Below are 24,550 nucleotides of genomic sequence, written 5' to 3' on the forward strand. Positions count from 1 at the left end.
AGGAACTTATTTATCACAAACGGCAACTAAAAAAGCCGAAAAACAAAAACATAGCCGCGTACTAGCGCGGTAGGTTATGGGCAAAATCGACACAATCGGGATCGCATTTTAGATCTTTAGGTCAGTTAATCTGAGCTTTAAAATCTGCTATCGCAATACTGTATCTCCCGTGGTCTTGACGCCTGCCATAAGTGGCAGAACAGGCACAGTTCTACCTATAAGAAGCTTGCAAGGATGCTGTTAAACCTTCACTGGATGCACTTTGCGAGATAAAAATGTTATTACCAAAATCTCTATCAATTTTTCCTTGTAGCACAACTGATAATCAGTTTTTTGGGGAATCGTGCTTAAAAGAAAAGTGTTCGAGTGTCTCCGCATCGAGTGCATTTTCGTAGAAAAACTCACCTTACGTCCGCTCAATATCAGTACCCGGAGATATAGCTGATGATACTTAAAAAACACCTGTTGCCTGTCGCTATGGCAATATCGGCTTTAACATTTAATGCCACTCCAGCGCTTGCCGACTTTGGTTCCAAGCACGATAAAAACCGAGTTCCCAAGCACGCAAGAAAAAACCAAAGACAGCAAAGGACCACTCCTTTCGATTTTAGTGAAGTCTTCGATACCGTACAGATATTGCATGCTGGGGCAATTGAAATTCACCTGGGTGGACATTTAGAGCAATCTGATCTCGAATCCATGGATACCTTGGAAGCCTATGTTCACGCTTTTGAGGAGGGCGATGAGTTATTCGAGATGAATTACAACGCTCTCGACGGGGTCGGGGTCAATGTGGGCAACGGCAAAAGATTTACCAGCTTCCCAAGGCCCGACCTGAAAGGACCTAATGCATGGGCGAATGTCCTGCCCCATCGTGCGACAGGCCCCAACGGTGATTCCTGCATCAGCTGTCACAACGTACCGGTAGCCGATGGCGGTGGTGGCGTGAACGATAATGTGATTCGTATGGACCCTGAACGCAAGCAAAAAGGCTTTATCGAGCGCCAGTCGCCCCACCTGTTCGGTATGGGGGCTGTACAGTTGGTAGCGGAAGAAATGACTACCGAGCTGCACACTTTGCGGGATGAGGCTATCAGTGAGAGCTGCTCATCCGGCACAGATACGACTGTCGCACTAACCGCAAAAGGCGTTAGCTTTGGTGAGATCTCCGTCTCCTGTGATGAGGTCAACTACGATAACGTCGAAGGCCTCAATGCTGACCTTGTAGTCAGGCCCTTTGAATGGAAAGGCCTAACCGGATTTGTACGCGCATTCGTTCGTGGCGCGGCACACCAGGAGCTGGGCATGCAGGCCACTGAATTGGTCGGTGATGCAGACAGCGACTTTGATTCGATCACTAACGAGCTCAGTGTTGGTGACATCACCGCGTTAACTATCTACAACGCAGCGCAACCCCGCCCGGTAACAAAGATCGAGCTTAACAGCGTAATCGACTCCCTAACGGAAGAGGAGCAGGAGACATACGGCCTACCCTTAAGCAATGAGGAAATTGCCAGTATCGAAAATGGCGAAGAGCTATTTAGCTCCATTGGCTGTGCCTCTTGCCACTCCCCCGAGATGGAAGTTGCATCGCCGGTATTCTATGAACCCTCTCAGCACGCCAACTACCGCGATGAGACTTATCCCGCAGGCGATATAGCCGGCCTACCTAGCAGGTCCCTGCAATTTAACTTGCTCACAGAGATCATGGATAACCCTCAGGAGCTTCCTTCTGGACAAACGCTGGGGCAATTTGAGGAATCGGAAAATGGCGGGGCTATAGTCCGCCTATATGGTGACCTTAAGCGTCACGATATGGGAACAGCCATGGCCGAGGAAATTGATGAAGGCAATGTAGGAGCCTCAGTATTCCTTACAGAAAACCTCTGGGGCGTTGGCTCAACACCACCTTACTTACACGATGGCCGCGCCACCACTATGACTGAGGCGATTGTCTATCACGGTGGTGAAGCTGAATCCAGCAAGGAACAGTTTGATGCGCTGAGTGACACTGAAAAGGCAGACCTGGTCAACTTCCTGGATAACCTGGTGCTCTATCTCGCGGAAGAATAAACGCAAGGTTAACTCTATAAACCTGAAGCGGGGCGGCCACAGGCTCGCCCCGCCTCTCTTTATCCCTCCCTAATCGGGAACATTTCGCTGGTGCCATTCAGCCAGGGACTCTTCAGGGTAGCTTCCAAACATTTCGTCCCCTTCCCGTATATCTGGCTGCACCCAACTCGGAGCATAATCCAGCATCATGTGGCTACGCACTGGCGGTACCGGCAACTCAGAATCAATCGCAGAAGCGAAGGGGTGTACCAGTTCTGGCCAGCGCGGGTCCCAAAGCCATAACGCACTGCCACACTTTGAACAAAAATGTCGCTGTGCCGGACTCTTCCCGCTACTTTCCCGACTCCGAATCCCAGTTTCAGCCTGATAGACACTCAAAAACTCCTCGCCCTCCACTTTCAGGGTTTGGAAATCTGCCCCCAGGTTAATAGCAAAGCCCCCTCCTCCAGCAGTTTTTCTGCATATTGAGCAGTAACAACGGTTGAAGGGATAAGGTTGCCGGGAGTTCAGACTGAACTTAACCGATTGGCAGTGGCAAGATCCTTTGAGTTTCACAGTACTTTTCCAGACTTTTACCTTTCGTTCCGCAGGTGGTCAGAATGACGGTTTTACGAACTGCACAGTTTCTTGTGCCAAATTTATCGATGACTGAAATTGCTACACAGATCATAAGTGTATCCGGGCTAAACTGATTCACCCATCCCCAATGAGACTCAGGGCGTCACACCAATGAATGAACCTATCAGGCATGATAAGTGGCAGGCTCAAGAGTACGTAAACGCCTCTGACATGCAGTGGCGCCACGCGATGGAAGCCATACATCGCTGCGATTATCGCCAGGCAGCCACTATTCTTGATGTGGGTTGTGGCGATGGCAAGGTGACCCGCTATTTAGCTGAGCGTATGACGAATGGCAGGATTATCGGTATTGATCTAACCGAGGATATGATTTGTTATGCCAATAAAAATTACGCCAATATACCCAACCTATCCTTCGAGCAAATGAGCGCAGACGAAATCCAGTTCGACTACAAATTCGACATTATTTTTTCTTTTAGTTGTTTACACTGGGTAGCGGACCAAGCTCAAGTCTGGAATAGTTTTTACAAATATTTAAAAGATAACGGTAAAGTAGTTTGTGGTTTTCAGGTTGATCATGAAAATTTCTGGGAGACTGTATACGAGGAACAAGAAACAGCTACATGGAAACCCTATTTTGAAAGTTTTCACGATCCTTATAATCACTATACGCTAGAGGAAATGCAGAACTATGCCGAAGAAGCAGGCTTCTACTTACCAAGATTCGATGAAATCTATCATGTGGAAAATTTTCAAACCTGGGAAAAGCTCACTACCTTCTTTCTATCATGGGTTCCCCAGTTCCGCCATCTAGGCCACCCAGAAAGAGAGCAGTTTGCCGACCAGGTAATGAACAAATACTATAAGAAAATCCACTCGGAAATGCGAAAGGATGCTGGGGTTAGAATCAAACGATTTATTATTGAAGCAGAGAAATAGACTCTATTCAGGCTTTCCTCGCAGCACTAACACTCTCACCTGCTGCCACAGAGGATTCTGATATGCTTTTATAAATAATAGTTGCACCAATTATTAATATAATTAACTCAATCAAGTAGTGAGTGCCACTTAAAGTTAAATACACAATAGATTCTTCAGCGAATACTGGATAGATTGATACACCTAGATAAGCCAGCACCAGACTAACACACAACCAACGCTTTAGCCGCCCCGTTATCATCCGAGTCAATATAAAGAAAGCATAGGCAAAAGCAATAGACACCAATGTAAAATAGGGATAGATAATATCTACCAAACTAGGCGCAAGCCCCCCAGAAAATTCATCATAATTTAGTGCAATCAGGAAAGGTTTTAAAAAACTCAATATATTGCTTAGTAATGGCCAGGCAAGCAATCCAAAAATAAATACCCTTAGCGATTCCCTGATCACAAAACACCCTTCTTCTGCAACTCTTAATCCAGAAGCAATGATCATCTTAACAAATAACTTTGCATCGAAATTGGCTACTGCCTAGAAAGTAATGAAAACCTAGAATCTAGGCATCTCATCCAAGTTAACCTGTAAGCATGAAGCAATTAAATTTCTCTTGCAGAAGTTATAACCAGTCAAAGCGCTGAACAACCCTTCTTTGCCTAATAAACGCAAAGTAGTCTCTTCTAAGGGCAGCCCTTGTTGTTTCAACTTCTGCGCCTCTCCAGATAGATTAAGCAGATACTCATATTTTTTATTCAACTGCTGCCAACCATCCTCTACCACACCTCTATGAGGACAGAGGATAACGTCAAATGAATGATCCAGGACTCCCTTTATACTTTTCATCAATGTAGGGACATCTTCATCAATACGCAGGAACTTCAAGTAGTTGGCAATAAATAAATCCGCACTAAACAGCCAACCACGCTCAGGCAATAAATAGCAGGTCATATCCTTTGCATGCCCGGGGCTAAATACCTGCACCACTTTTTCTTCACCAATGTAGACCTCCTCTGGAAGAGGTGCCACCTCAGCTTTGCCGGCAGTTCCCCAGAACAACTTTTGCATGGGGGGAATTCGGAAGCCTTTTTTTAATATACCAATGGTCAAATTGGGAGCAACCGCCTGTACACCGGTAAGTTTCTGGATAGCGCCGGCATTACCGCTATGGTCTTCGTGGTGATGAGTCAGCAATAACTGTTTTAGCGGTGTACTTTGGATAAACGGTTTTACATACTTCCACTGATTGCTGGGACCTGTATCAATTACAGTTCCATTAAGTCGATAAACAACAAAGGTTGTATTAACGCCCATATTTATTCGGCCGACGCGAATAGCATCTAAGCCTTGATAATTAAAGGTTTCACGTACTGGCATAGTTGTGCCCCTGGATAGATAGGCGCTATTTTTAGGCGATTATCTTACCTTGGGGAATTGTATTTCCCATGAAAATGGATGACATATCCGTTCCGATGTGGAGGCAGTTAAGAAGGAACTGCATCCTGGCTTGCTGCAGAATACTGAAACTAGCTGGTCGAGGGTTATTCTAGTGCCACCACTTCTATTCCGGCATCGGTATAACGCCAACGCAAATTGAATTCACACAATTGCATGCCATAAGTGCGCTGTGGATCGGTCTTTTGGTATGCCGGTCTTGGATCCTGGGATAACACCTGTTCAATTAAACGGGGGAGATCTGTACCCCAGTCATCGCGGTAGGCTTTGGCTTTATTCAGAACTGACTCGGGGATAGTAACGGGAATTTGCACTGGAGCTGCGTCAGCAAATTCACTTTGCGCATGCGTTAACGCATCCGCATAGGGAACATAGGGTTTAATATCCAATACTGGCGTACCATCGACCAAATCTGCCCCGGCAACTATCAACTCCACTTTAGGAGAGGTGCGTACCTCCAGAAGACGAACTACTGACAGCCCGATATTATTGGGACGAAAAGGCGAGCGAGTGGCTAGTACACCCAGTTTCTTATTGCCGCCCAAACGGGGCGGGCGCACTTTAGCTGACCACTGCCCAGCGGCTTGGTGAAATTGGAACACTACCCAGATATGGCTATTTTGCTCCAGACCGGCAACTGCATCTGGCGTATCCAGGGGGGGTAGCAACGCAATACTGGCGCGACTGGCATCCGCCAATAGTGGCTGGCGGGGCACTCCAAACTTTTCTCCAAAGCAGGAATGCACCCGCGCAATAGGCTCTACAACCATTTAAAATCCAAACACTTTTATAAACTACTTATCAATACCGCCGACACACAGATATTTTATTTCCAGGTAATCCTCAATACCGTATTTTGAGCCCTCGCGCCCCTGCCCGGATTCTTTTACACCGCCAAAGGGTGCCATTTCGTTGGAAATAATACCCTCATTGATACCGACCATACCGTATTCAAGTCCTTCTGCAACACGCCAAATACGACCGATATCCCTGGAGTAAAAATAAGAAGCCAGACCAAATTCCGTATCGTTGGCCATTTTAATGACTTCTTCTTCAGAGGAGAATTTATATAGCGGAGCTACCGGACCGAAGATCTCTTCTTTGAACAAGTGCATTTGATCGGTGGCCCCACCCAATACTACGGGAGAATAAAAGCATTCCCCCATAGTACTGGGACCACCAGCAACTAAGGTTTGCGCGCCTTTTTGCAGCGCATCTTCCACCAGAGATTCCGTTTTCTTCACTGCTTTGGTGGTAATCATAGGGCCCATGTCGACACCGCTATCAAAACCACTGCCCATGGAAAGCTGGTTTACCGCAGCGGAAAATTTCTGTGCAAATTCATCGTAAACACCTTCCTGCACGAAAATGCGATTGGCGCATACACAGGTTTGACCGGCATTGCGATATTTACAAACAATTGCGCCCTTTACAGCTTCGCCAATGTCGGCATCATCAAAAACAATAAATGGGGCATTACCCCCCAATTCCATAGAGGTTTTTTTCATGGTTGCTGCACACTGGGCTTGCAGCAATTTTCCGACAGCGGTAGAGCCGGTAAAAGTAAATTTCCGCACTAAGGGATTGGCCGTCATTTCTGCGCCAATCTCCGGTGCCTTATCCCCTGCGACAATATTAAAAACACCTGGGGGAATTCCCGCTTCCTCAGCGAGAACTGCGAGTGCCAGTGCGGATAGAGGTGTTTCGGAGGCGGGCTTGGCAATAAATGGACAACCTGCGGCAATAGCGGGAGCCATTTTGCGTGCGATCATAGCGCTGGGGAAATTCCATGGCGTTACAGAACAGGTCACACCAATCGACTGCTTGATAACCAAGAGCCGTTTATCACTGGAAGGCGGGCTAATAACATCCCCGTAGACGCGCTTGGCTTCTTCCGCAAACCATTCGACATAATTAGCACCATACACAATTTCAGTACGGGACTCTGTCAGTGGCTTGCCTTGCTCTGCGGTCAAAATAATGGCTAGATCATCGGCGTTAGCAATTATCAGCTCATACCAGCGCCTGAGTATTTTCGCTCTTTCTTTTACCGGAGTATCGCGCCAGGCAGGCCAGGCTTTATCAGCAGCTTCTATAGCACGACGAGTCTCATCTGCCCCCAAGTTGGCGATACTGGCAACCGCCTTGCCAGTTGCCGGGTCCAACACATCGAAGGTATCGCCAGAATCAGCGTCAATCCACTGGCCATTGATATAGGACTGGTTGCGCAGCAATGCAGGATTCTTCAGCTTCAACATCGTATTCTCCTTGTGGTTTCTTCCCTGGCCCCATCAAAAACGGGATCACTGGTACGATAGAAATCCCACAATGCCATTCCACTGTGGGTTAAGGCTGTAGAAGCTGGAGTGGTGCGCAAACCGGCAGTATCCCTTGCCGGCTTACAGGTAACCTAAGTTACCGCCTCTTATTTTTTCTTCTTTTTAACAAACTTCATCAGGCGGCGTTTCTTGGCCTTCTGGCGGTCACTCAGCTTGTTCTTTTTGTCCGCGTAGGGGTTAGCGCTGGTGCGGAACTCAATTTTTACCGGAGTACCGTGCAAATCCAGAGCCTTGCGGAAAGTCTTCTCCAGATAGCGCACATAATGTGCCGGTACCTGCTCAGTCTGGTTACCGTGGATCACAATAACCGGCGGATTTTGTCCACCGGCGTGAGCGTAGCGCAATTTGATACGATGTCCGTGCACCAAAGGTGGTTGGTGCTCACTTACCGCCCACTCCAGAATACGAGTGAGGTGATTAGTGGACAGTTTGTCTGTAGCGCTCTGGTAAGCACCCTCAATGGACTCGTACAGATGCCCAACACCGGTGCCATGCAGTGCAGAAATAAAGTGCACATCAGCAAAGTCCACAAAGCGCAGGCGGCGCTCCAACTCGGCTTTCACATAGTCGCGATGATCCGCTTCCAGCCCATCCCATTTGTTCAGGGCAACTACCAGCGCGCGTCCCGCCTGTACCACGCTGCCCATCAGGTGCATATCCTGGTCCACCAGGCCTTCGCGGGCATCGATCACCAGCACCACCACGTTGGCATCTTCCACCGCCTGCAAGGTTTTGACGATAGAGAACTTCTCCACCGATTCCTTGATATTTTTCCGGCGGCGAATGCCCGCAGTATCGATCAGGGTGTAAGGCTTTTCGTCGCGTTCATAATTGATATAGACGCTATCGCGGGTTGTGCCGGGCTGATCGTAGACAACAACCCGGTCCTCACCCAAGAGGCGGTTAACCAGGGTGGATTTACCCACATTGGGGCGGCCCACAATGGCAATCTTGATTCCGGTCGCTTCCTCGGCTTCCTCTTCAATCTCCTGCTCGGGCAGGTCCTCGATGACCCGCTGCATCAGGGAGCGAACACCGCGCCCGTGGGTAGCAGTCGTCGGGAAAAGCTCACCAATACCCAACTCATAGAAAGGTGCCAGGGCAATATCCGGGTTTACCCCATCAACTTTGTTGGCCACCAGGAAAGTGGGCTTGGAGCGGGTGCGCAAGCGCTCGGCAATCATCTCGTCGGCTGGGGTCAGGCCGGCGCGGCTGTCCACCAAAAAGAGTACGAAGTCTGCTTCTTCGATGGCCTGCATGGATTGTTCGGCCATAGCCGCATCGATGCCTTCTTCGCCACCGGAAATACCACCGGTATCTACCAGTAACAGCTTGCGCCCGTCGATCTCCGCCTCACCGTACTTGCGATCGCGGGTAAGCCCGGCGTAGTTGGCCACCAAAGCGTCGCGAGACTTGGTCAACCGGTTAAAAAGTGTGGATTTGCCCACATTGGGGCGCCCGACCAGGGCAATTACTGGCAGCATACAAATTCTGGTTTTAGCCGTATAAAAAAATACAAAAGCCCGCGCGAGGCGGGCGATTTCAACTTGCCTGCGCAGCAGGCTCCATTTGCGGGCTCTAAGCCCTAAGGCGGACAGCCTGTCCGCCTCTCGTCAGTTGGCTGCGATTATCAGGAATCAGCGAGGCGTAGAGCTGATAACTTGCCGTCATCCGACAGCACAAATATCAGGTCGCCATCAACCAGAATGGGGATGCGAATCGCATCACCGTCCACCTGCTCGCGGCCAATAAATTGTCCGGAATTGGGGTCCAGCACATGCAGGTAGCCTTCCAGATCACCCACAACGACCACGTCCTGGAAGAAAGCCGGTCCGCTCAATTCGCGGCGCAATAGTTCGTTATTACTCCACTCGATCTGGCCGCTGCCCACATTGTAGGCATAGACGCTACCGGAGGCATCACTGAGGTAGACATGGCCACCACCTACTGCCACTTCGTGGTGGGTAGAGGCATCGCGAGCCCAGAGGCCGCGGCCATTATCTTTGGACAGGGCGACAACACGGCCCTGGTAGCTGGCGGCAAACACCAAATCACCGCGCACTACTGGAGCACCGTCGATATCAACTACCCGCTCCAGCTCCGCAGAGCCCTGGGGAATAGCGACTCGCTGTTCCCAGCGCTGAATGCCATCGCGGGCGTCCAGGGCCAGCAGTTTGCCGTTATCCAGGCCGGCAATCACCATACCACCGCTAATAACAGGTGCTGCAGTACCGCGCAGGGTCAGTACTGGCAAATTGGTATTGTGGCTCCACAACTCTTCACCGCTGGTAGCGTCGAGGCCAACCAGCTTGCCATCTACGGTCTGCAGGACAACCACGCCAGCACCGATCGCTGGAGCGGCAACTACTTCGCCGGAGACCTGGTAATTCCATAGCTCAGCGCCGTTTTCGAGATCCAGAGCCACAGCGCGGCCGCGGTAGTCGGAGACTACCGCCATGCCCAGGCCAGTACCCACACCACCGCTCAGATCTACATCCAGATCTGTCTCCCAGAGCTTGCGCCCGGAGCTGCGATCAAAAGCACTGATTTCACCATCGCTGCTGGCAGCTATCAGGCGACCATCGATAAGGCTCGGCTGCAGCATCGCGTAACGCTTTTGGTCAATACCGCCAATATCGGCAGACCACACCTCTTGCAGGGCAACAGTGGAGTTAATATCCACCAGTTCGACGGGGTCGACATCTTCCTTCTCGTCATTAGAGGCACAGGCAGCCAGGGCCACCGCTAGCGCCACCGCTGCAGTGCGACCCGCAGCGCGATTCAGAAATCCCATTACTCGTCTCCCTCAGATACAGGCTCGGTTTGGTTCTGAGCGTCACTGCTCTCGGTTACCGCCAGGCTTTCAGCCTTCAGGCGCAGAAGTTGGGTGTTGCCCGCTTGCTCTGGCAGAAGCTCTGTCAGTGCTTGCTCGTACGCGGCACGCGCACCGGCGATGTCACCCTTTTGCTTCAGGATATCACCACGAGTCTCAGAATAAAGGGCCGCGAATGCCGGGGGTATAGTGCCCTCGAGCAATTTCAGGCCTTCATCGGACTCACCACGGGCCGCCAAAACAGCGGCCAGGCGGCGTTTAGCGAGCAACTCCAGGCTTGCTTCACTGGTGTTGTCGAGTACCCACTGCAGCTGCTGCTCGGCAGCTTCCAGGTCATTGCTCTCCGCTGAAATAGCCGCGAGACGCAGTGCAGCCTGGCTGGCGTAGATACGTTTGGCAAAATCGTCTTTCAGCTGCTCGGCCACATTCTTGGCAGTGGTAAGCTGCTTGTTGTCCGGTTGATTGTTGTTGGCGGAGACCGCTTCAACGAAAGTCTGGTACAGGTCAGAGGCCGCTTCAGCCTTAGTGCGCTGATCTCCCTGCCACCACTGATAACCGAAGTAACCGGCCAGGGCCAGCACAACGCCAGTCACAATTCCCTTGCCATTTTCCGCCCACCAGCGCTTCAGCGTTTCTATTTGTTCTTGTTCGGTAAGATGCTCAGCCATTGGGTAATTTGCCTTTCCTGTAGATTACTAACTTTCCCGGCGGGGGCCTCCGCCTCCCTCAGTGTTTCTTTCAGCCTTGCAGCAGTGCTGCCAGCTCTTTCGGTGCCAGCGTTTGCTGCGGTTGGTCAGCGCGAAGGTACTTCACAGTTATCTGACCACTTGCAGCCTCATCTTCGCCGATAATCAGCGCATAATCGGCGCCGCTCTTATCAGCTTTCTTCATCTGGCTTTTAAAGCTTCCTCCACCACAGTGCAACTGCAGTCGCAACCAGGGCAGCTCGTCGCGCAATTGCTCGGCGGCTGTCATGGCAGCTGATTGTACATCACCAACGGCAACCAGGTAGGCATCTACCTGTTGCGAAAGGGACTCAGGCAACACTTCTAGGGTTTCTAGCATCAATACAAGACGCTCAACACCCAGGCCAAAACCCACTCCCGGGGTGGCTTTGCCACCCATCTGTTCTACCAGGCCGTCATAGCGGCCACCGGCACATACAGTGCCCTGGGCACCGAGGCTGTCGGTCACCCACTCAAATACAGTTTTTCCGTAGTAGTCGAGACCGCGCACCAACTTGGGATTGATCTCATACTTAACGCCTGCCCCGTCCAAAAGTGCCTTTAACTGACTAAAGTGGGCGGCGGATTCCTCATCGAGGAAGTCCAGTAGACAGGGCGCATCCGCCAGCAGTTCCTGAGTTTGCGCATTTTTACTGTCGAGAATTCGCAGCGGATTGCGCTCCAGACGGCGCTGGCTGTCCTCATCCAGCTGGTCACGACGCTCACTTAAATAAGTGACCAGCGCATCCCGATAAGCAGCGCGGCTCTCGGCGTTACCCAGGGAATTGAGCTGCAGGGTCACATGTTCGCTGATACCCAGCTGACGCCACAGTCGTGCAGTCATGATCAGGATTTCTGCATCGATATCCGGCCCTTGAATGCCAAACACCTCGACACCAAACTGGTGGAACTGACGCAGGCGCCCCTTCTGTGGGCGCTCATAGCGGAACATAGGGCCGAAATACCACAGGCGCTGTGGCTGGTTCAGCAGGTTGCTCTGGATCGCCGCACGCACAGTGCCCGCTGTGCCCTCAGGGCGCAGGGTAACGCTGTCACCGCTCTTGTCATCAAAGGTGTACATTTCCTTCTCGACAATATCGGTAGCCTCGCCCACCGCACGGCAAAATAACTGGGTCGACTCCAGGTAGGGAGTGCGAATTTCGGTGTAGCCGTAGCGACTAGTAAGTTCACTCAGTGTGGCTTCCACGTACTGCCATACCGGGGACTGTTCCGGTAGCAGATCGTTCATGCCGCGAATTGCGCGAAGCTGTTTCAACGCTGTTCCTTAATTTTTCACTCAATTAATTGGGTCTTGCGCAGGGAGCTGTTGCCCTCTACGCCTTGGCGATGATATCCGCTTCGCGCTCGGCCTTGGCGGCCGCCTTCTCGCGAATCAAACGCTCTAAATCATCCACCAGGTTTTCATTCTTAAACTTGCGGTCCGGCTGCCCATCCACATAGATGGCATGGCTTGGGGTACCACCAGTCAGGCCTACATCGGCTTCTTTCGCTTCGCCGGGGCCGTTGACGATACAGCCAATTACTGCCACATCCAGCGGCGTGGTCACATCTTCCAGGCGCGTCTCCAGCTCATTCATGGTTTTCACCACATCGAAGTTCTGGCGCGAGCAGCTGGGGCAGGCAATAAAGTTAATACCTTTACTGCGAAGACGCAGGCTTTTGAGCAAATCCCAGCCCACTTTGACCTCTTCCACCGGGTCTGCAGCCAGGGAAACCCGCAGGGTGTCACCGATACCGTCGAGCAGAAGGGCACCGAGACCAATCGCCGACTTCACTGTGCCGGCACGCAAGCCACCAGCTTCGGTAATACCCAAGTGCAGCGGTTGCTCAATCTGCTGGGCCAGCTTGCGATAGGCAGCCGTGGCCATAAAGATATCGGATGCTTTTACACTGACTTTGAAGTCCTGGAAGTCCAGGCTGTCGAGGATCGATACATGGCGCAGCGCCGACTCTACCAGAGCATCCGGTGTGGGCTCGCCATACTTTTTCTGCAGGTCTTTTTCCAGGGAGCCCGCATTGACACCGATACGAATCGGGATATTCAGATCGCGAGCTTTATCCACTACGGCCCGAATACGCTTCTCTCGGCCAATATTGCCGGGGTTAATACGCAGGCAATCCACCCCCAGGTCTGCGACCCGCAGGGCGATACGGTAATCGAAGTGAATGTCTGCGACCAACGGGACATTCACCTGTTTATTAATTTCTCCAAACGCCTCTGCGGCATCCATGCTGGGCACAGAAACCCGCACTATATCGGCTCCAGCCTGTTCCAGGCGCTGGATCTGGCCAACAGTAGCTGCTACATCGCAGGTTTCGGTGTTGGTCATACTTTGCACCGAGATTGGGGCATCCCCTCCGACCGGTACATCACCCACCATGATCTGGCGCGACTTGCGGCGGACAATGGGAGATTCAAATTGCATAGGCTGACCTGGTGGTATTACTGATAAAAATCGAGGGGAGATTATAGAGAGATTGGGCGCAAACCTACAGGGTTCGCGCCCAAACGGGGAAGATCATCTTAATCGCCGACAATCAGACGACGAGTGCGGCGGTCGCCAATAGGCTGGCTGTCGATAGTTTCATCGCGGTAAACCACATGGGTTGCACGGGCATTTCCCAACATCAGCTCAAATGGAGCATCTCCATCTAAAGATTTGGCACTGCCAGCAGCTTGGACCCCGGCCAGTAAAATCACACCTTGTGCGTCTTTCACCTCAACCCAGGCATCTTCATCAAAGCGAAGCCGCAATGCGCCTTTCAGGGCCTGGTCCAACTGGGCTACTTGGACGGGAACAGGCTCAACCACTTTTTCCACAGAAGCAGCGGGTTTATTCTCCACCGTTTCAGCACTACCAACCTCAAGCTGAACATCAGCAACTCCACTTGATGCTGGTGCAAATGGCTCTGAGCTCAACTCTTCAACTGCAACTTCCTGCCGCTCTACTTCAGTAACCGGATCAGTTACAACTTCACTGGCAACGGGGGCTTCGGCAACCAGGTCCGCAGTATCCTCACCCATGGGCATACCGGGAATATTGACTGGAGTACCGTACTTCCACCAGAAGACACCACCCGCGAGCAACAGGGGAATCAGGGCTAGGGCACCATGTCCGCGCTTGCGCTCAGGGCGAAATGCCTCGGCTTTAGTGGTTCGCCGGGATTCACTGCGCTGTGCTGGCTGCGGCCGATCCCTATCATAGGCTTCCAAAGCCGGCTCAGCAGGAATATTCAACTCGCGACAAATATTGCGGATATAGCCTCGCGTGTAGACAGCTTCTGGCTGCTTTTCGTAATTATCGCTTTCAATCCACTCAACTGTGTTATCAATAATACACAGGCTCTGCGATAACTCCTCTCGGGACAGCCCGGCCGCTTCCCGAGCCGCCAGCAAAAGATTGCCAGCGGACCCCTTAGAAGTTTGCGTATTGGATACGACCTCACCACCTTCGCAGTGTTCGGGACTACTATCCGTCATTACCACTCAACTCCTGATATTTCAGTGTCTCCGCAGAGTACGGGTACAAATTCTTCAAAGCAAGGGCGTAACTCCGCTCCTTGTCACGATTGCCAAACACCTTCTCGATACGAATCCCAAGCCACAGTGACTGGGGTGTCTGGCGATTCTTTTCACTAAATTGATCCAGGTACGCCTTGGATTTTGCATAATCACCGGCATTAAATTTCAGCTCAGCCATTTCGATCAACGCCAGCGGCAAATCGGAGTTCAGCGCTAACGCCCTGGCATAGGCCCCTTCCGCCTTGTCAGTGAAGCCCAGACGCGCGGCCGTACGGCCGTAGTTAACCAAGGCAAAAGATCGACGATTATAAGTGAGGTCTGTAGAGGCGAGTTCGAACTGTTTGAGGGCCTCTTTGTAGCGTTCTTGTTTATAGAGAAAAACGCCGTAGTTAGTGTGGGCCATAGAAAACCCGTCGCTATAGCGCAAGGCTTTCTTGAAGTGAGACTCCGCAATATCCAGCTCACCATCCGCTTGATAAAGAAGTGCCAGACCGTGGTGCGCCAGTGGGTTTTTTTTACCCAATTCCAAGGCGCGGTTAAAATGGCGACGGGACTGCTCCCGGTTGTTCGGGTCCCGCAAATAGCGAATCCCCAACTGAACATGGGTCTCCAATGCCTTATCCAGATCAACTTCCTTGCGCTCGGGTCCCCCAGAGGTTACACACCCCCCCAGCAGAGTACCGAGCAGTACCAGGAGCGACAGGCTCTTAAATTTCGCGGACACTACATCACCTGTATCTTTATTTTTCACTTATCGGCCCAGCGAGATTGTGCGGGTGTCACTAATACATCAATGATGTGCTAACGCCAATCCCTGGACAAAGCAAGCCCGCAAAACACAGCAAAAACCAATATCGACCACCGGCATCCATTGGCAGTGATAAAAATACATATCGGTATTTTGTGTGAGAAATCTGATTCCGCCTCAGCTGGCACTTTCCAAATCCCTATACTGCCGGAAAGCCTTGCCAGTTGCAGCCCTAAAACCCAATCAATTCCATTTAGTGATGACTTTGTCGAGTATTGTCAATCCGCCAGTACCGGTGTACCGGCGGAATAAGTAAAAAGGGCTTAGAAGAGTTAGAGTTGATTACCTTCCTGGTCAACCGCATCCAGCTGCATGCCATCTGGACCAGTGTCCCGCGGCGGAATCAATGACTGGACTGCATTGGAGTCAGTATTTGCCGCATCTGGATCAGTTAGGGTTTCGAGGAACGCTACCAGTAAATCAACTTCCCCGTCGTCCAAATTCACAGCGCCGTCGCCATTTTCAGCCAACAGTGCTTCAGTCAGTGCCTGGCCATTGGGCGCAACTTTCGCGGCACACTCATCCACCTCTGCAAACTGATCCAAATCGCACATCTCACTGTTGGTGAAATACTGGGAAACAGAGTCGGCTCGACCAGTGTAGTGTTCGACATTTCTTTTCAATGTACCGAACTGACCTGCGTGCCCCCAGGGGCCAGTGAGCGCCACGTTAAGCAGCGTTGGCGTGCGGAAGCTGCCGCTTCCATTACCACCCAGGTCAGCACCACTGCCACTCTCATCTTTACCAACACCAATCTGTGGATAACTGACAGCTCTCAACCCTTGATTAGAGAAAAAGGCTCCTGAGTGGCAATTTGTACACCCTGAATTTCGTGTCATAAAGGTAATTGCCCCTCGCTTTTCATCGTTATTGAGGGCCGCAAGGTCTCCATCAACATAATCAAAGAAGGGGTTATCGATAAAAATTTGCACCGCTTCATAAGAGGCAATTGCCTCTGCAATTCTGCTGAAGTTAATTGCCGAATCGCCAAATGCTGCGGTAAACATTGCACCCCACGAGTCCTGGGTTAATTTTTCAGCGAGAATATCCTCACGATAATCAGTAAAACCATCATCGCTGGTATCGTCGTAACCGAACTGGGTGATATCCCCCATTTCTGCAGCTTCTGTGACCGGGAAGTGGGCTTGGGCCATCATCAGTGCGAGGGTACCAATACCCACGGCCGCCTCTGTGTTGCGAGTAACATCCCGGGAGTCTGTCCTGAGCCCTCCATTACCATTGATCGCCACTCGGTTATCCCAAAACAAACCGTTATCCCAAAGGGCTACATTGCAGATAGGCTGGGCATTTCGCGGTACCAGCGGAACTTCATTCTGGCCGTCGGAGCGACCGGGACCGACTAATTCAGCATCAACGGGATCAACACCAACTGGCATAGACAGATCATCACCACCACAACCTATTGCCGGGTGGTGGCAGGAAGAGCAAGATGCATCGCCATCAGCGCTCAGATTTTTATTGTGAAACAAGCGCATACCCAGCTCTACCATGGCAGGGTCCTGTTCACTTCTGACCCGGGCAGCAAAGGCGCGCATATCTTCCAACTGCTCGGCCATGCCAACGTCATCCAGCACTGCCTGTAGGCAGCTATCGAGACTGCCATCAGCAATATTGACCGCTGAACGCGCATTTTGACATTCATCAAAATCGGAAATTCGGCTATCAGAACCGTCTGCATCAGAACCGTTACTGAGGCCATCATTAGTATTATTTACCAATGTTCTGGCAGTGACGCTGGCGGTCTCATCTTCGCTGTCGACATCGCCGGTGGTTACTGAGTAGGTATATTCAGTGTCTGATGAGAGACCTTCATCGACATAGTATCCGCTAGTCGTCTCAGCAACTCGTTCGCTGCCACGATAGATAACATAGGTCGCACCGGTGCTTTCCCAGGAAAGACCAATGCTGGTACCGGAAAATGCGTTGCCGATCAGTTCTGCAGGAATAATTCCCTGACCTGAGCCTGTATCGCCATCGCCATTATCATCATCACCTGAACCAGAATCATCATCACCTGAACCAGAATCGTCATCACTGCCAGTATCAGAAGTTTCAGTAGGCGTGTCATTGCCATTACTTGAGGAACCTCCTCCTCCGCAGCCCACCATCACAAGAAATAGAGGTAGGACCAGCAGCTTTACCAGAGCCGTTAGCGATAGTGTGATTTGATTTTTATCAACATTCATAGTTCTTGACCTGCCCGTCAATGACCTTTTCTTATTCCGAGTTCTGGACAGCAAATACAGACCTAAGTGCCAGTGCTGGCATCAAAGGGTAAGGAAACACTTACTATATCTAAGAATAAATTCTGCGTTGCAACCTAATGAAAGATCTAGGGAGCCTCGCATTGATTGTGGACCGTCCTGAAAATCAGCGGCATTGCGAAAATACCCAATTACTCCCAGGGCCTACTGTAATGACTTAAAACAGGAATAACTGCTAATAAGGTCGCAGTAAGCTACTACATCCGTTCTCATAGTCAGGAATTTAATAAAAATTAGTAGTTTCGGTGTTTGCTTAAGAAAATATGTAAATTCAATCTCTGAAGTTTGGGCGTTAACGCCCAAACCCCAATGAAAATATTTTTGCGCCATTGAAACAGAGGTGGGACAAGCAAGGAGAGTTTGTAAAAACAAACTGTGTCAGGATTATTTCAGATAGATTAAAAAAAGCTGCCGGCAATAACCAACAGCTTTTTAGCGGTGACTACCGACAAATAGCCGGCTAATCCAACTTAGGGGAAACGCAAAGCGCTCTTGACGCAACCATTTCCCAAAGAGTCAATGGAATGAAGGCTATAAACTTTTACCATCACTATCTTTTGCATCTAACTGCTTTCCATCTGGTCCACCATCCCGAGGAGGAATCAGAAACTGAATCTCATTAGAGTTGGTATTCGCGGCCTTGGGGTCAGTAAGAGTCCCCAGAAATACCACTATAAGGTCCATCTCCTCTTCGCTCAGGCGATTTATACCCCCACCCTCATTTCCATCTAAGATCGCCTGAGAGTGTGCCAAACCATTGGGAGCCAGTTTACTGGCGCAATTTTCAAGATCCTTGAATTGAGCGAGATCACACATCTCACTATTTTCAAAGTACCTGGAAATGGAGGCTCCATGATCACTGTAGTGTTCAACATTTCTCTTCAGCGTGCCAAACTGCCCGTTGTGCCCCCAGGGACCAGTGATCGCCACATTCAGTAAGGTCGGCGCCCTGAATGCTCCGAACCCTAAGGAACCCTCTCCACCCAAATCTTCCCCACTGCCACTCTCATCGGTTCCTATACCTATCTGCGGATAATTTGCGGCCATCAAGGCTTCAGACGTGAAGAAAGCTCCCTTGTGACAGAACGTGCACCCAGCATCCTTCGACATAAAAGTAATAGCACCACGCTTTTCCTCTACATCGAGCGCTTCCAGGTTACCGCCCACATAGTCAAAGAAGGGGTTATCGATAAATATTTGCACGGCTTCATAAGCTGCAATTGCTTCAGCAATACGACTGAAATTAATTTCAGAATCCCCAAAGGCAGACGTAAACAGGGGAGCCCAAGCTTCGACATCCAAATTAGCCGCTAATATATCTTCGCGGTATGCAGTGAAATTTTCATCGACAGAATCATCGTATCCAAAGTCCGCGATGTCACCCATTTCTGGCGGGGCCGTTACCGGGAAATGCGCCTGCGCCATAAGTAGGGCTAACGAACCAGATCCCACAGCATCATTCGTATTATCGGTAACATCTCTTGAATCTGTACGGAGAACGCCATTCGGACTCAGTGAGACCCGGTTATCCCAGAACAGTCCACGAGACCATAGTGACGCATTACAAATAGCTTGTGAATTTCTCGGCACTAAAGGCACTTCATTAGTTCCATCAGATCGACCTGGCCCGAGCAAAGCAGTATCTACAGCATTCACTCCAACCGGCATCGAGAGGTCATCTCCACCACAACCAATCGCAGGGTGGTGACAGGATGAACAAGAAGCATCTTGATTAGCACTGAGAGACTTGTTGTGGAACAGACGCATACCCAGCTCCACCTTGGCAGGGTCCTGCTCACTGCGGACCCGTGCGGCAAAAGCCCGAATATCTTCGACAAGAGAGACCATGCGATTGTACTCGAGCATGGCTGCCAAACAATTGTCCAAGTCCTCTTCGAGTAGATCTAGTGCCGTCGCAGTATTTTTACACTCTGCAAACGTGGAGATACGCTCATTTAAAACATCATCTTCTGTACCGTTATTCAGGCCAGCATTGGTGTCATTAACTAATGTCTTGACCGTAACCTGCGAAGTTTCCGATTCGTTTGCAGCATCAACCGTACTGACAGAGTAAACATATTCGGTATTAACTGAGAGGCCCTGTTCGACATAATAGTTATTGCTGGTTTCCGCGACCTTTTCACCGTTTCGATAGATAAAGTAAGTCTCACCATCTCTTTCCCAGTTAAGACCGATACTGGTTCCCGAGTGGGCATAGCCAATTAGCTCAGTGGGTTCACCGGCTTCTTCAGGCTCAGGGTCAGGATCGGTACCCGTCCCTGAGCCGGAACCGGAACCGGAACCGGAACCGGAACCATCATCACCCTGAACGGTATCTGCAGGCGAATTATCCTCACTACCAGATGACCCGGCGCCGCAACCGACTAACAGCGAAAACAGCGTGAGGAAAAAGAGTCTAAGTAGGACTCTGGGAAAGACTTTTTGATCGAACTTCTGAGCACTCATAAGAATCCTAGTGGTCCCTTCCATATATTTTTAATAGTTCATAGGTGATAACGCGACACCAATAGATTTGGTTGACCAATTAAGGAAGAAATGTGAACAAAAGCCCGGAGTGAATCCCGAAGGGAACGACCAACTCACCAAAATTTCAGGGGATAGAGTTTTTTTCCAGAAACAACTGACTAAAAACTTCGCAATCCAGACGATGACTTATACCTAGCCCTGATCGCAGGAATTCACTCTCGGATCAACTTCGGCCTGGCTCTGGAAGCAAAGTAAGAATGAAACTGTGGTGAATTTTAAGGCAGAAGGTGGTTGCCTGAATGATGAATGCGAATAAAGGTCGCTAATGAAGAGTTGGCATCTCACCAGTAAGTCAATATTAGTGAGATGCTCAAATAAAATGCAGGAATATTATAGTGCGTTGCCGTCCTGATCCCAGGCATCCAGCTGCATTCCATCGGGTCCGCCGTCACGGGGAGGAATCAGGGATTGGGTTGCATTTGAATTTACATTCTCTGCATCCGGGTCAGTGAGCGCCTCAAGAAATGCCGCTAACAGCTTCACTTCATCGTCGTCTATCGGAAGTGCTGCATCACCATCTATCTCCAGAATTGCCTCGGTCAACTCCAGACCATTGGGCGCAACTTTCGCTGCGCAGTCTTCTAGCTCGGCAAACTGATCCAGGTCGCACATTTCACTATCTTCGAAATACCGGGACACCGAATCCGCTTGCCCGGCATAGTGCTCAATATTTCTTTCTAAGGAGCCAAACTGCCCGGCGTGCCCCCAGGGACCAGTAATGCCTGCATTGAGCAGTGTTGGAACACGAAAGCCACCCAGTACTGCCCCTCCCCAATCAGCGCCATCATCCTCTTTTCCGACACCAATTTGAGGATAGTTAACGACCCTCAAACCCTGGTTAGTAAAGAAGGCGCCCGTATGGCAAGCAGTACAACCAGAGCCTGGCGTAAAATAAGTAATTGCTCCCCGCTTCGCATCGTCATCCAGCGCTGTCAGGTCACCGTCGATATAGTCAAAGAAGGGATTATCAATAAAAATATATACCGCTTCATAGGCGGCAATCGCCTGTGCGACCCTACTGTAGTCAATACTGTTGTCTCCATAAGCGGCAGCAAATAAGGGGCCCCAGGACTCTTCATTGAGCTTTGGTATAAGATATTCCTCACGGTAATCAGTAAGGTCATCGTCGCTACTTTCGTCGTAGCCAAATTCAGAAATATCCCCCATCTCAGCAGCATCAGTCACCGGAAAATGGGCTTGGGCCATCATAAGTGCCAAAGTACCGGTACCTACCGCCGCTTCAGTATTATTGGTTACATCCCTGGAGTCTGTTTTAAGGCCACCGTCGCTCGTGAAAAGAACGCGGTTGTCCCAGAATAATCCATTATCCCAGAGCGCCACATTACAAATAGGCTGGGCATTGCGTGCAACCAACGGCACTTCGTTTTCACCATCGGAACGCCCTGGGCCAAGCAAATCGGGATCAACGGCATTAACCCCAACAGACATGGAAAGGTCATCACCAGCGCAGCCTATTGTCGGGTGGTGGCAAGAAGAGCAGGCGGTATCACCGTTAGCACTAAGACTTTTACTGTGGAATAACCGCATACCCAACTCAACCATCTCCGGGTCTTGCTCACTTCTAACTCGAGCAGCGAAAGCGCGCATATCCTCCAATTGATCTGCCATTCCCACTTCATCCAGCACAGCCTGCAAGCAACTGTCGAGACTACTATCGTCAACATCTACGGCTGAGCGCTCATTTTGACATTCATCAAAATCAACAATGCGCTTTTCAATGGCCTCTGCTTCAGTACCATTGCCCAAGCCATCATTCGTGTTATTAACCAGTGTTTTTGCAGTAACACTATTAGTATCACTATCAATACTCCCCACACCGACCCAATAACTATATTCAGTATTAACTGAGAGACCTTCATCCACGTAATGGTTATCTGTAGTTTCTGCAACCAATTCACCATCGCGATAGATGCTGTAGGTCTCTTCAGAATCCTCCCAGGAGAGTCCTATGCTGGTGCCGGAGAAGGGATTTGCAATCAGTTCAGTAACCAAGATCCCCTGCTCTGAATCGGTATCATCATCTGACCCAGTATCACCATCCGAATCGTCACCATCGTCTGAGCCAGAGCTATCCCCAGAGCCGCTATCATTTTCAGTAGTTTCTGTCGATGAATCATCCTCACCGCTAGAGGAACCACCGCCCCCACAGCCCACCATAAATAGAAATAAAGAAATGAACAGCAGCTTATTCAGCGCTACAAGCAATTGGGTTAATTGGTTTTTTTCCGCGTTCATAATGTTCGAACAGTCCCGTCGATAACTTTTCTTTTCCTAAGCCAGGCAACTCTGAGAACTCCATGCACTTCAACTCTCAACACAGTGGTGCAAGCACTTCTACACATTGTTTTTCCTGAACCTAAGCACGCTGAAACAGCTCCAGGCCAAATGAAAATGACTGGATAGCACGCTATAGCGTCATAATGTTTTGATGGATGTTGGAGATACGGGTGTAGCTACTGCAAAGATCCAGTGCCAGACGGTCTAGTGAAGACCTCTCTCCAATGGCCAACTGCTTCATTCAAAGTCAAAATGTTGCAGGCAAAATGCAAATTAAAAAAATATGATCGTTTTGACCTAATCTCATGCATATATCCAACGCTCCCTTCCCGGATAAATTTTCCTCGAGCGTTAAACGTTAGATAAAGCAATTTCGTTGACACGAAAAATAGAATAGAAAGGAACTTTCAGGCTGAACAGAGTTTTTTTGAGAAGGGGAAAATCGAAGCCAATAGGCTGCCAACAATTTGGCAACCTATACAAAAAATTACCAGCGACTAGTTAACAATACGAACGGGGCGCTCTGCATTGCGGTAGCGCTCGGAGCGGCGGGTACGGTCATTAACACTGCCTGCCAACTGACCACAGGCCGCATCAATATCATCGCCGCGTGTAGTGCGCACAGTCACGGTATAACCTTTGTCGAGCAAAACCTGCTGGAAGCGACGCAGTGCGTTATTACTCACTCGCTGGTAGTCGGACAACTCAAACGGGTTAAAGGGAATCAGGTTAATTTTCACCGGAATCTCTTTAAGCAGCTCTGCCAATTGCTCAGCGTGCTCCGGGCGGTCGTTAACCTCGCGCATCAGCGTGTATTCAATCGTCATTTTACGGTGCGTATCCGGCATGCGATCGATGTAGCGCTTAGCGGAATCCAGTAGCACCGCAATAGGGTATTTTTTATTGATCGGCACCAACTCGTTACGCAATTCATCGTTGGGCGCATGCAGGGAAATTGCCAGGCTGACATCGGTCACATCGGCGAGGCGGTCCAGTGCAGGTACTACACCGGAAGTCGACAGGGTGACGCGGCGCTTGGAAATACCGTAGGCGTTGTCTTCCATCATCAGGTTCATGGAATCGACCACATTGTCGAAATTGAGCAATGGCTCACCCATGCCCATCATCACCACGTTGGTGACCTTGCGCGGTCCTTTCGGATCCAATTGACCGAAAGATTTACAGGCAATCCACACCTGCCCGATAATTTCTGCCGCAGTTAAATCTCGGTTAAAGCCCTGCTTGCCAGTTGCACAAAAACTGCAATCCAGAGAACAGCCTACCTGGGAGGAGACACACAGGGTGCCGCGATCACCATCGGGGATATAGACAGTCTCGATAGCATTGCCACCGGAGACTTTAATTAACCATTTCCTTGTGCCATCGGCGGAATCCCACTGATTCAATACTTCCGGGGCACGGATTTCGGCCACTTCCGCCAGTTTTTGGCGCAGGGCCTTGCTGACATTGGTCATCTCAGCAAAATCATCAACCCCGTTCTGGTGAATCCACTTTAAAACCTGAACAGCGCGGAAGCGCTTCTCGCCCAATGATTCAAAAAAGGCGGCCAGCTTTTCTACCGAAAGGCCGAGCAGGTTGGTTTTCTCTGTGGTCATTCATTTCACCTCGGGGGAAGAATTGCACCGGTCCGGACAGACCGGTGCGATTTGTGGCGCGGATTAAGCGCGCACGCAGATTTCGTCGTCGGCGAAGAAGTAGCTTACTTCGCGAGCAGCGGACTCTGCGGAGTCGGAACCGTGTACAGCGTTGGCGTCGATGCTGTCAGCGAAGTCAGCGCGGATGGTACCAGCAGCGGCTTCTTTAGGGTTGGTAGCACCCATAAGGTCGCGGTTTGCCAGGATAGCGTTCTCGCCTTCCAGAACCTGTACAACAACTGGACCGGAAGTCATGAAGTCAACCAGGTCTTTGAAGAAAGGACGCTCTTTGTGCTCAGCGTAGAAACCTTCAGCTTTTTCGCGGGACAGTTGAACCATCTTCATGGCAACAATGCTCAGGCCAGCTTTCTCAAAACGGCTCTCGATTTCACCGATTACATTCTTGGCTACTGCGTCCGGCTTGATGATGGAAAGGGTACGCTCCAGGGCCATGGTTATCTCCAAATTGATTTTT

The 24,550-nt window shown here is 50.4% G+C and carries 19 protein-coding genes; 2 read left to right on the forward strand and 17 right to left on the reverse strand.

Translation table 11 applies throughout. From position 1 onward, the window contains the following. The first annotated feature begins 444 nt into the window (after positions 1 to 444). On the forward strand, positions 445 to 2,073 hold the full coding sequence (locus ACJJIN_RS13250; RefSeq protein WP_444895033.1) for a di-heme oxidoredictase family protein: 1,629 nt from the start codon (positions 445 to 447) through the stop codon (positions 2,071 to 2,073). Positions 2,074 to 2,142: 69 nt separating this feature from the next. Here ACJJIN_RS13250 and ACJJIN_RS13255 read toward each other — a convergent pair whose 3' ends face one another. Next, positions 2,143 to 2,628: a GFA family protein gene (locus tag ACJJIN_RS13255; protein ID WP_413664572.1), complete on the reverse strand. Its 486-nt coding sequence runs from the start codon at positions 2,626 to 2,628 to the stop codon at positions 2,143 to 2,145. 174 nt (positions 2,629 to 2,802) lie between these two features. On the opposite strand from ACJJIN_RS13255, the gene ACJJIN_RS13260 reads away from it, so the two are divergent. After that, positions 2,803 to 3,591, forward strand: coding sequence for a class I SAM-dependent methyltransferase (locus ACJJIN_RS13260; protein WP_444895034.1), 789 nt, complete (start codon positions 2,803 to 2,805; stop codon positions 3,589 to 3,591). 7 nt (positions 3,592 to 3,598) lie between these two features. Here the strand turns inward: ACJJIN_RS13260 and ACJJIN_RS13265 are convergent, their stop codons facing one another. From ACJJIN_RS13265 to ndk, 16 genes are all read right to left on the reverse strand, one after another. Further along, entirely contained in the window at positions 3,599 to 4,087 is a 489-nt protein-coding gene (locus ACJJIN_RS13265; protein WP_444895035.1) for a hypothetical protein, read from the reverse strand. Positions 4,088 to 4,141: 54 nt separating this feature from the next. Continuing rightward, the gene (locus ACJJIN_RS13270; protein WP_444895036.1) at positions 4,142 to 4,963 is read right to left on the reverse strand and encodes an MBL fold metallo-hydrolase; all 822 of its coding nucleotides are present in this window, start codon (positions 4,961 to 4,963) and stop codon (positions 4,142 to 4,144) included. Between the two features lie 164 nt (positions 4,964 to 5,127). Then, a complete protein-coding gene (gene tsaA / locus ACJJIN_RS13275; RefSeq protein WP_413664568.1) occupies positions 5,128 to 5,811 on the reverse strand; it encodes a tRNA (N6-threonylcarbamoyladenosine(37)-N6)-methyltransferase TrmO in 684 nt (227 codons plus the stop codon). A 24-nt stretch (positions 5,812 to 5,835) separates the two neighbouring features. After that, positions 5,836 to 7,299, reverse strand: coding sequence for an NAD-dependent succinate-semialdehyde dehydrogenase (locus ACJJIN_RS13280; RefSeq protein ID WP_444895037.1), 1,464 nt, complete (start codon positions 7,297 to 7,299; stop codon positions 5,836 to 5,838). Positions 7,300 to 7,466: 167 nt separating this feature from the next. After that, on the reverse strand, positions 7,467 to 8,864 hold the full coding sequence (gene der / locus ACJJIN_RS13285) for a ribosome biogenesis GTPase Der (RefSeq protein WP_413664566.1): 1,398 nt from the start codon (positions 8,862 to 8,864) through the stop codon (positions 7,467 to 7,469). A 146-nt stretch (positions 8,865 to 9,010) separates the two neighbouring features. After that, complete coding sequence (bamB, locus tag ACJJIN_RS13290; RefSeq protein ID WP_282934067.1) at positions 9,011 to 10,174, reverse strand: outer membrane protein assembly factor BamB; 1,164 nt, start codon at positions 10,172 to 10,174, stop codon at positions 9,011 to 9,013. Beyond that, positions 10,174 to 10,881, reverse strand: coding sequence for a YfgM family protein (locus tag ACJJIN_RS13295; RefSeq protein WP_444895038.1), 708 nt, complete (start codon positions 10,879 to 10,881; stop codon positions 10,174 to 10,176). Before ACJJIN_RS13295 ends, bamB begins: the two co-directional genes overlap by 1 nt. A gap of 70 nt (positions 10,882 to 10,951) precedes the next feature. Next, complete coding sequence (gene hisS / locus ACJJIN_RS13300; RefSeq protein WP_282934069.1) at positions 10,952 to 12,214, reverse strand: histidine--tRNA ligase; 1,263 nt, start codon at positions 12,212 to 12,214, stop codon at positions 10,952 to 10,954. A 58-nt stretch (positions 12,215 to 12,272) separates the two neighbouring features. Further along, the gene (ispG, locus tag ACJJIN_RS13305) at positions 12,273 to 13,385 is read right to left on the reverse strand and encodes a flavodoxin-dependent (E)-4-hydroxy-3-methylbut-2-enyl-diphosphate synthase (protein WP_444895039.1); all 1,113 of its coding nucleotides are present in this window, start codon (positions 13,383 to 13,385) and stop codon (positions 12,273 to 12,275) included. A gap of 98 nt (positions 13,386 to 13,483) precedes the next feature. Beyond that, complete coding sequence (locus ACJJIN_RS13310) at positions 13,484 to 14,440, reverse strand: RodZ domain-containing protein (RefSeq protein ID WP_444895040.1); 957 nt, start codon at positions 14,438 to 14,440, stop codon at positions 13,484 to 13,486. Next, positions 14,430 to 15,206 carry a type IV pilus biogenesis/stability protein PilW gene (gene pilW, locus ACJJIN_RS13315; RefSeq protein WP_444895041.1) on the reverse strand — a complete coding sequence of 259 codons (777 nt, stop codon included), beginning with the start codon at positions 15,204 to 15,206 and terminating at the stop codon, positions 14,430 to 14,432. The genes ACJJIN_RS13310 and pilW overlap by 11 nt, the downstream gene beginning before the upstream one ends. Positions 15,207 to 15,562: 356 nt before the next feature. Further along, positions 15,563 to 17,497, reverse strand: a complete 1,935-nt coding sequence (locus ACJJIN_RS13320) for a cytochrome-c peroxidase (RefSeq protein WP_444895042.1) — start codon at positions 17,495 to 17,497, stop codon at positions 15,563 to 15,565. A 609-nt stretch (positions 17,498 to 18,106) separates the two neighbouring features. After that, positions 18,107 to 20,041 (reverse strand): cytochrome-c peroxidase, encoded by a 1,935-nt coding sequence (locus ACJJIN_RS13325; protein ID WP_444895043.1) that lies wholly within the window; start codon positions 20,039 to 20,041, stop codon positions 18,107 to 18,109. Between the two features lie 411 nt (positions 20,042 to 20,452). Then, positions 20,453 to 22,378, reverse strand: a complete 1,926-nt coding sequence (locus ACJJIN_RS13330) for a cytochrome-c peroxidase (RefSeq protein WP_444895044.1) — start codon at positions 22,376 to 22,378, stop codon at positions 20,453 to 20,455. A 539-nt stretch (positions 22,379 to 22,917) separates the two neighbouring features. Beyond that, positions 22,918 to 24,036: a dual-specificity RNA methyltransferase RlmN gene (gene rlmN, locus ACJJIN_RS13335; protein ID WP_444895045.1), complete on the reverse strand. Its 1,119-nt coding sequence runs from the start codon at positions 24,034 to 24,036 to the stop codon at positions 22,918 to 22,920. A 63-nt stretch (positions 24,037 to 24,099) separates the two neighbouring features. After that, on the reverse strand, positions 24,100 to 24,528 hold the full coding sequence (gene ndk, locus ACJJIN_RS13340; RefSeq protein ID WP_444895046.1) for a nucleoside-diphosphate kinase: 429 nt from the start codon (positions 24,526 to 24,528) through the stop codon (positions 24,100 to 24,102). Between the last annotated feature and the right edge of the window lie 22 nt (positions 24,529 to 24,550).

The sequence above is a fragment of the Microbulbifer maximicatervae (SeqCode) genome, assembly GCF_052467505.1.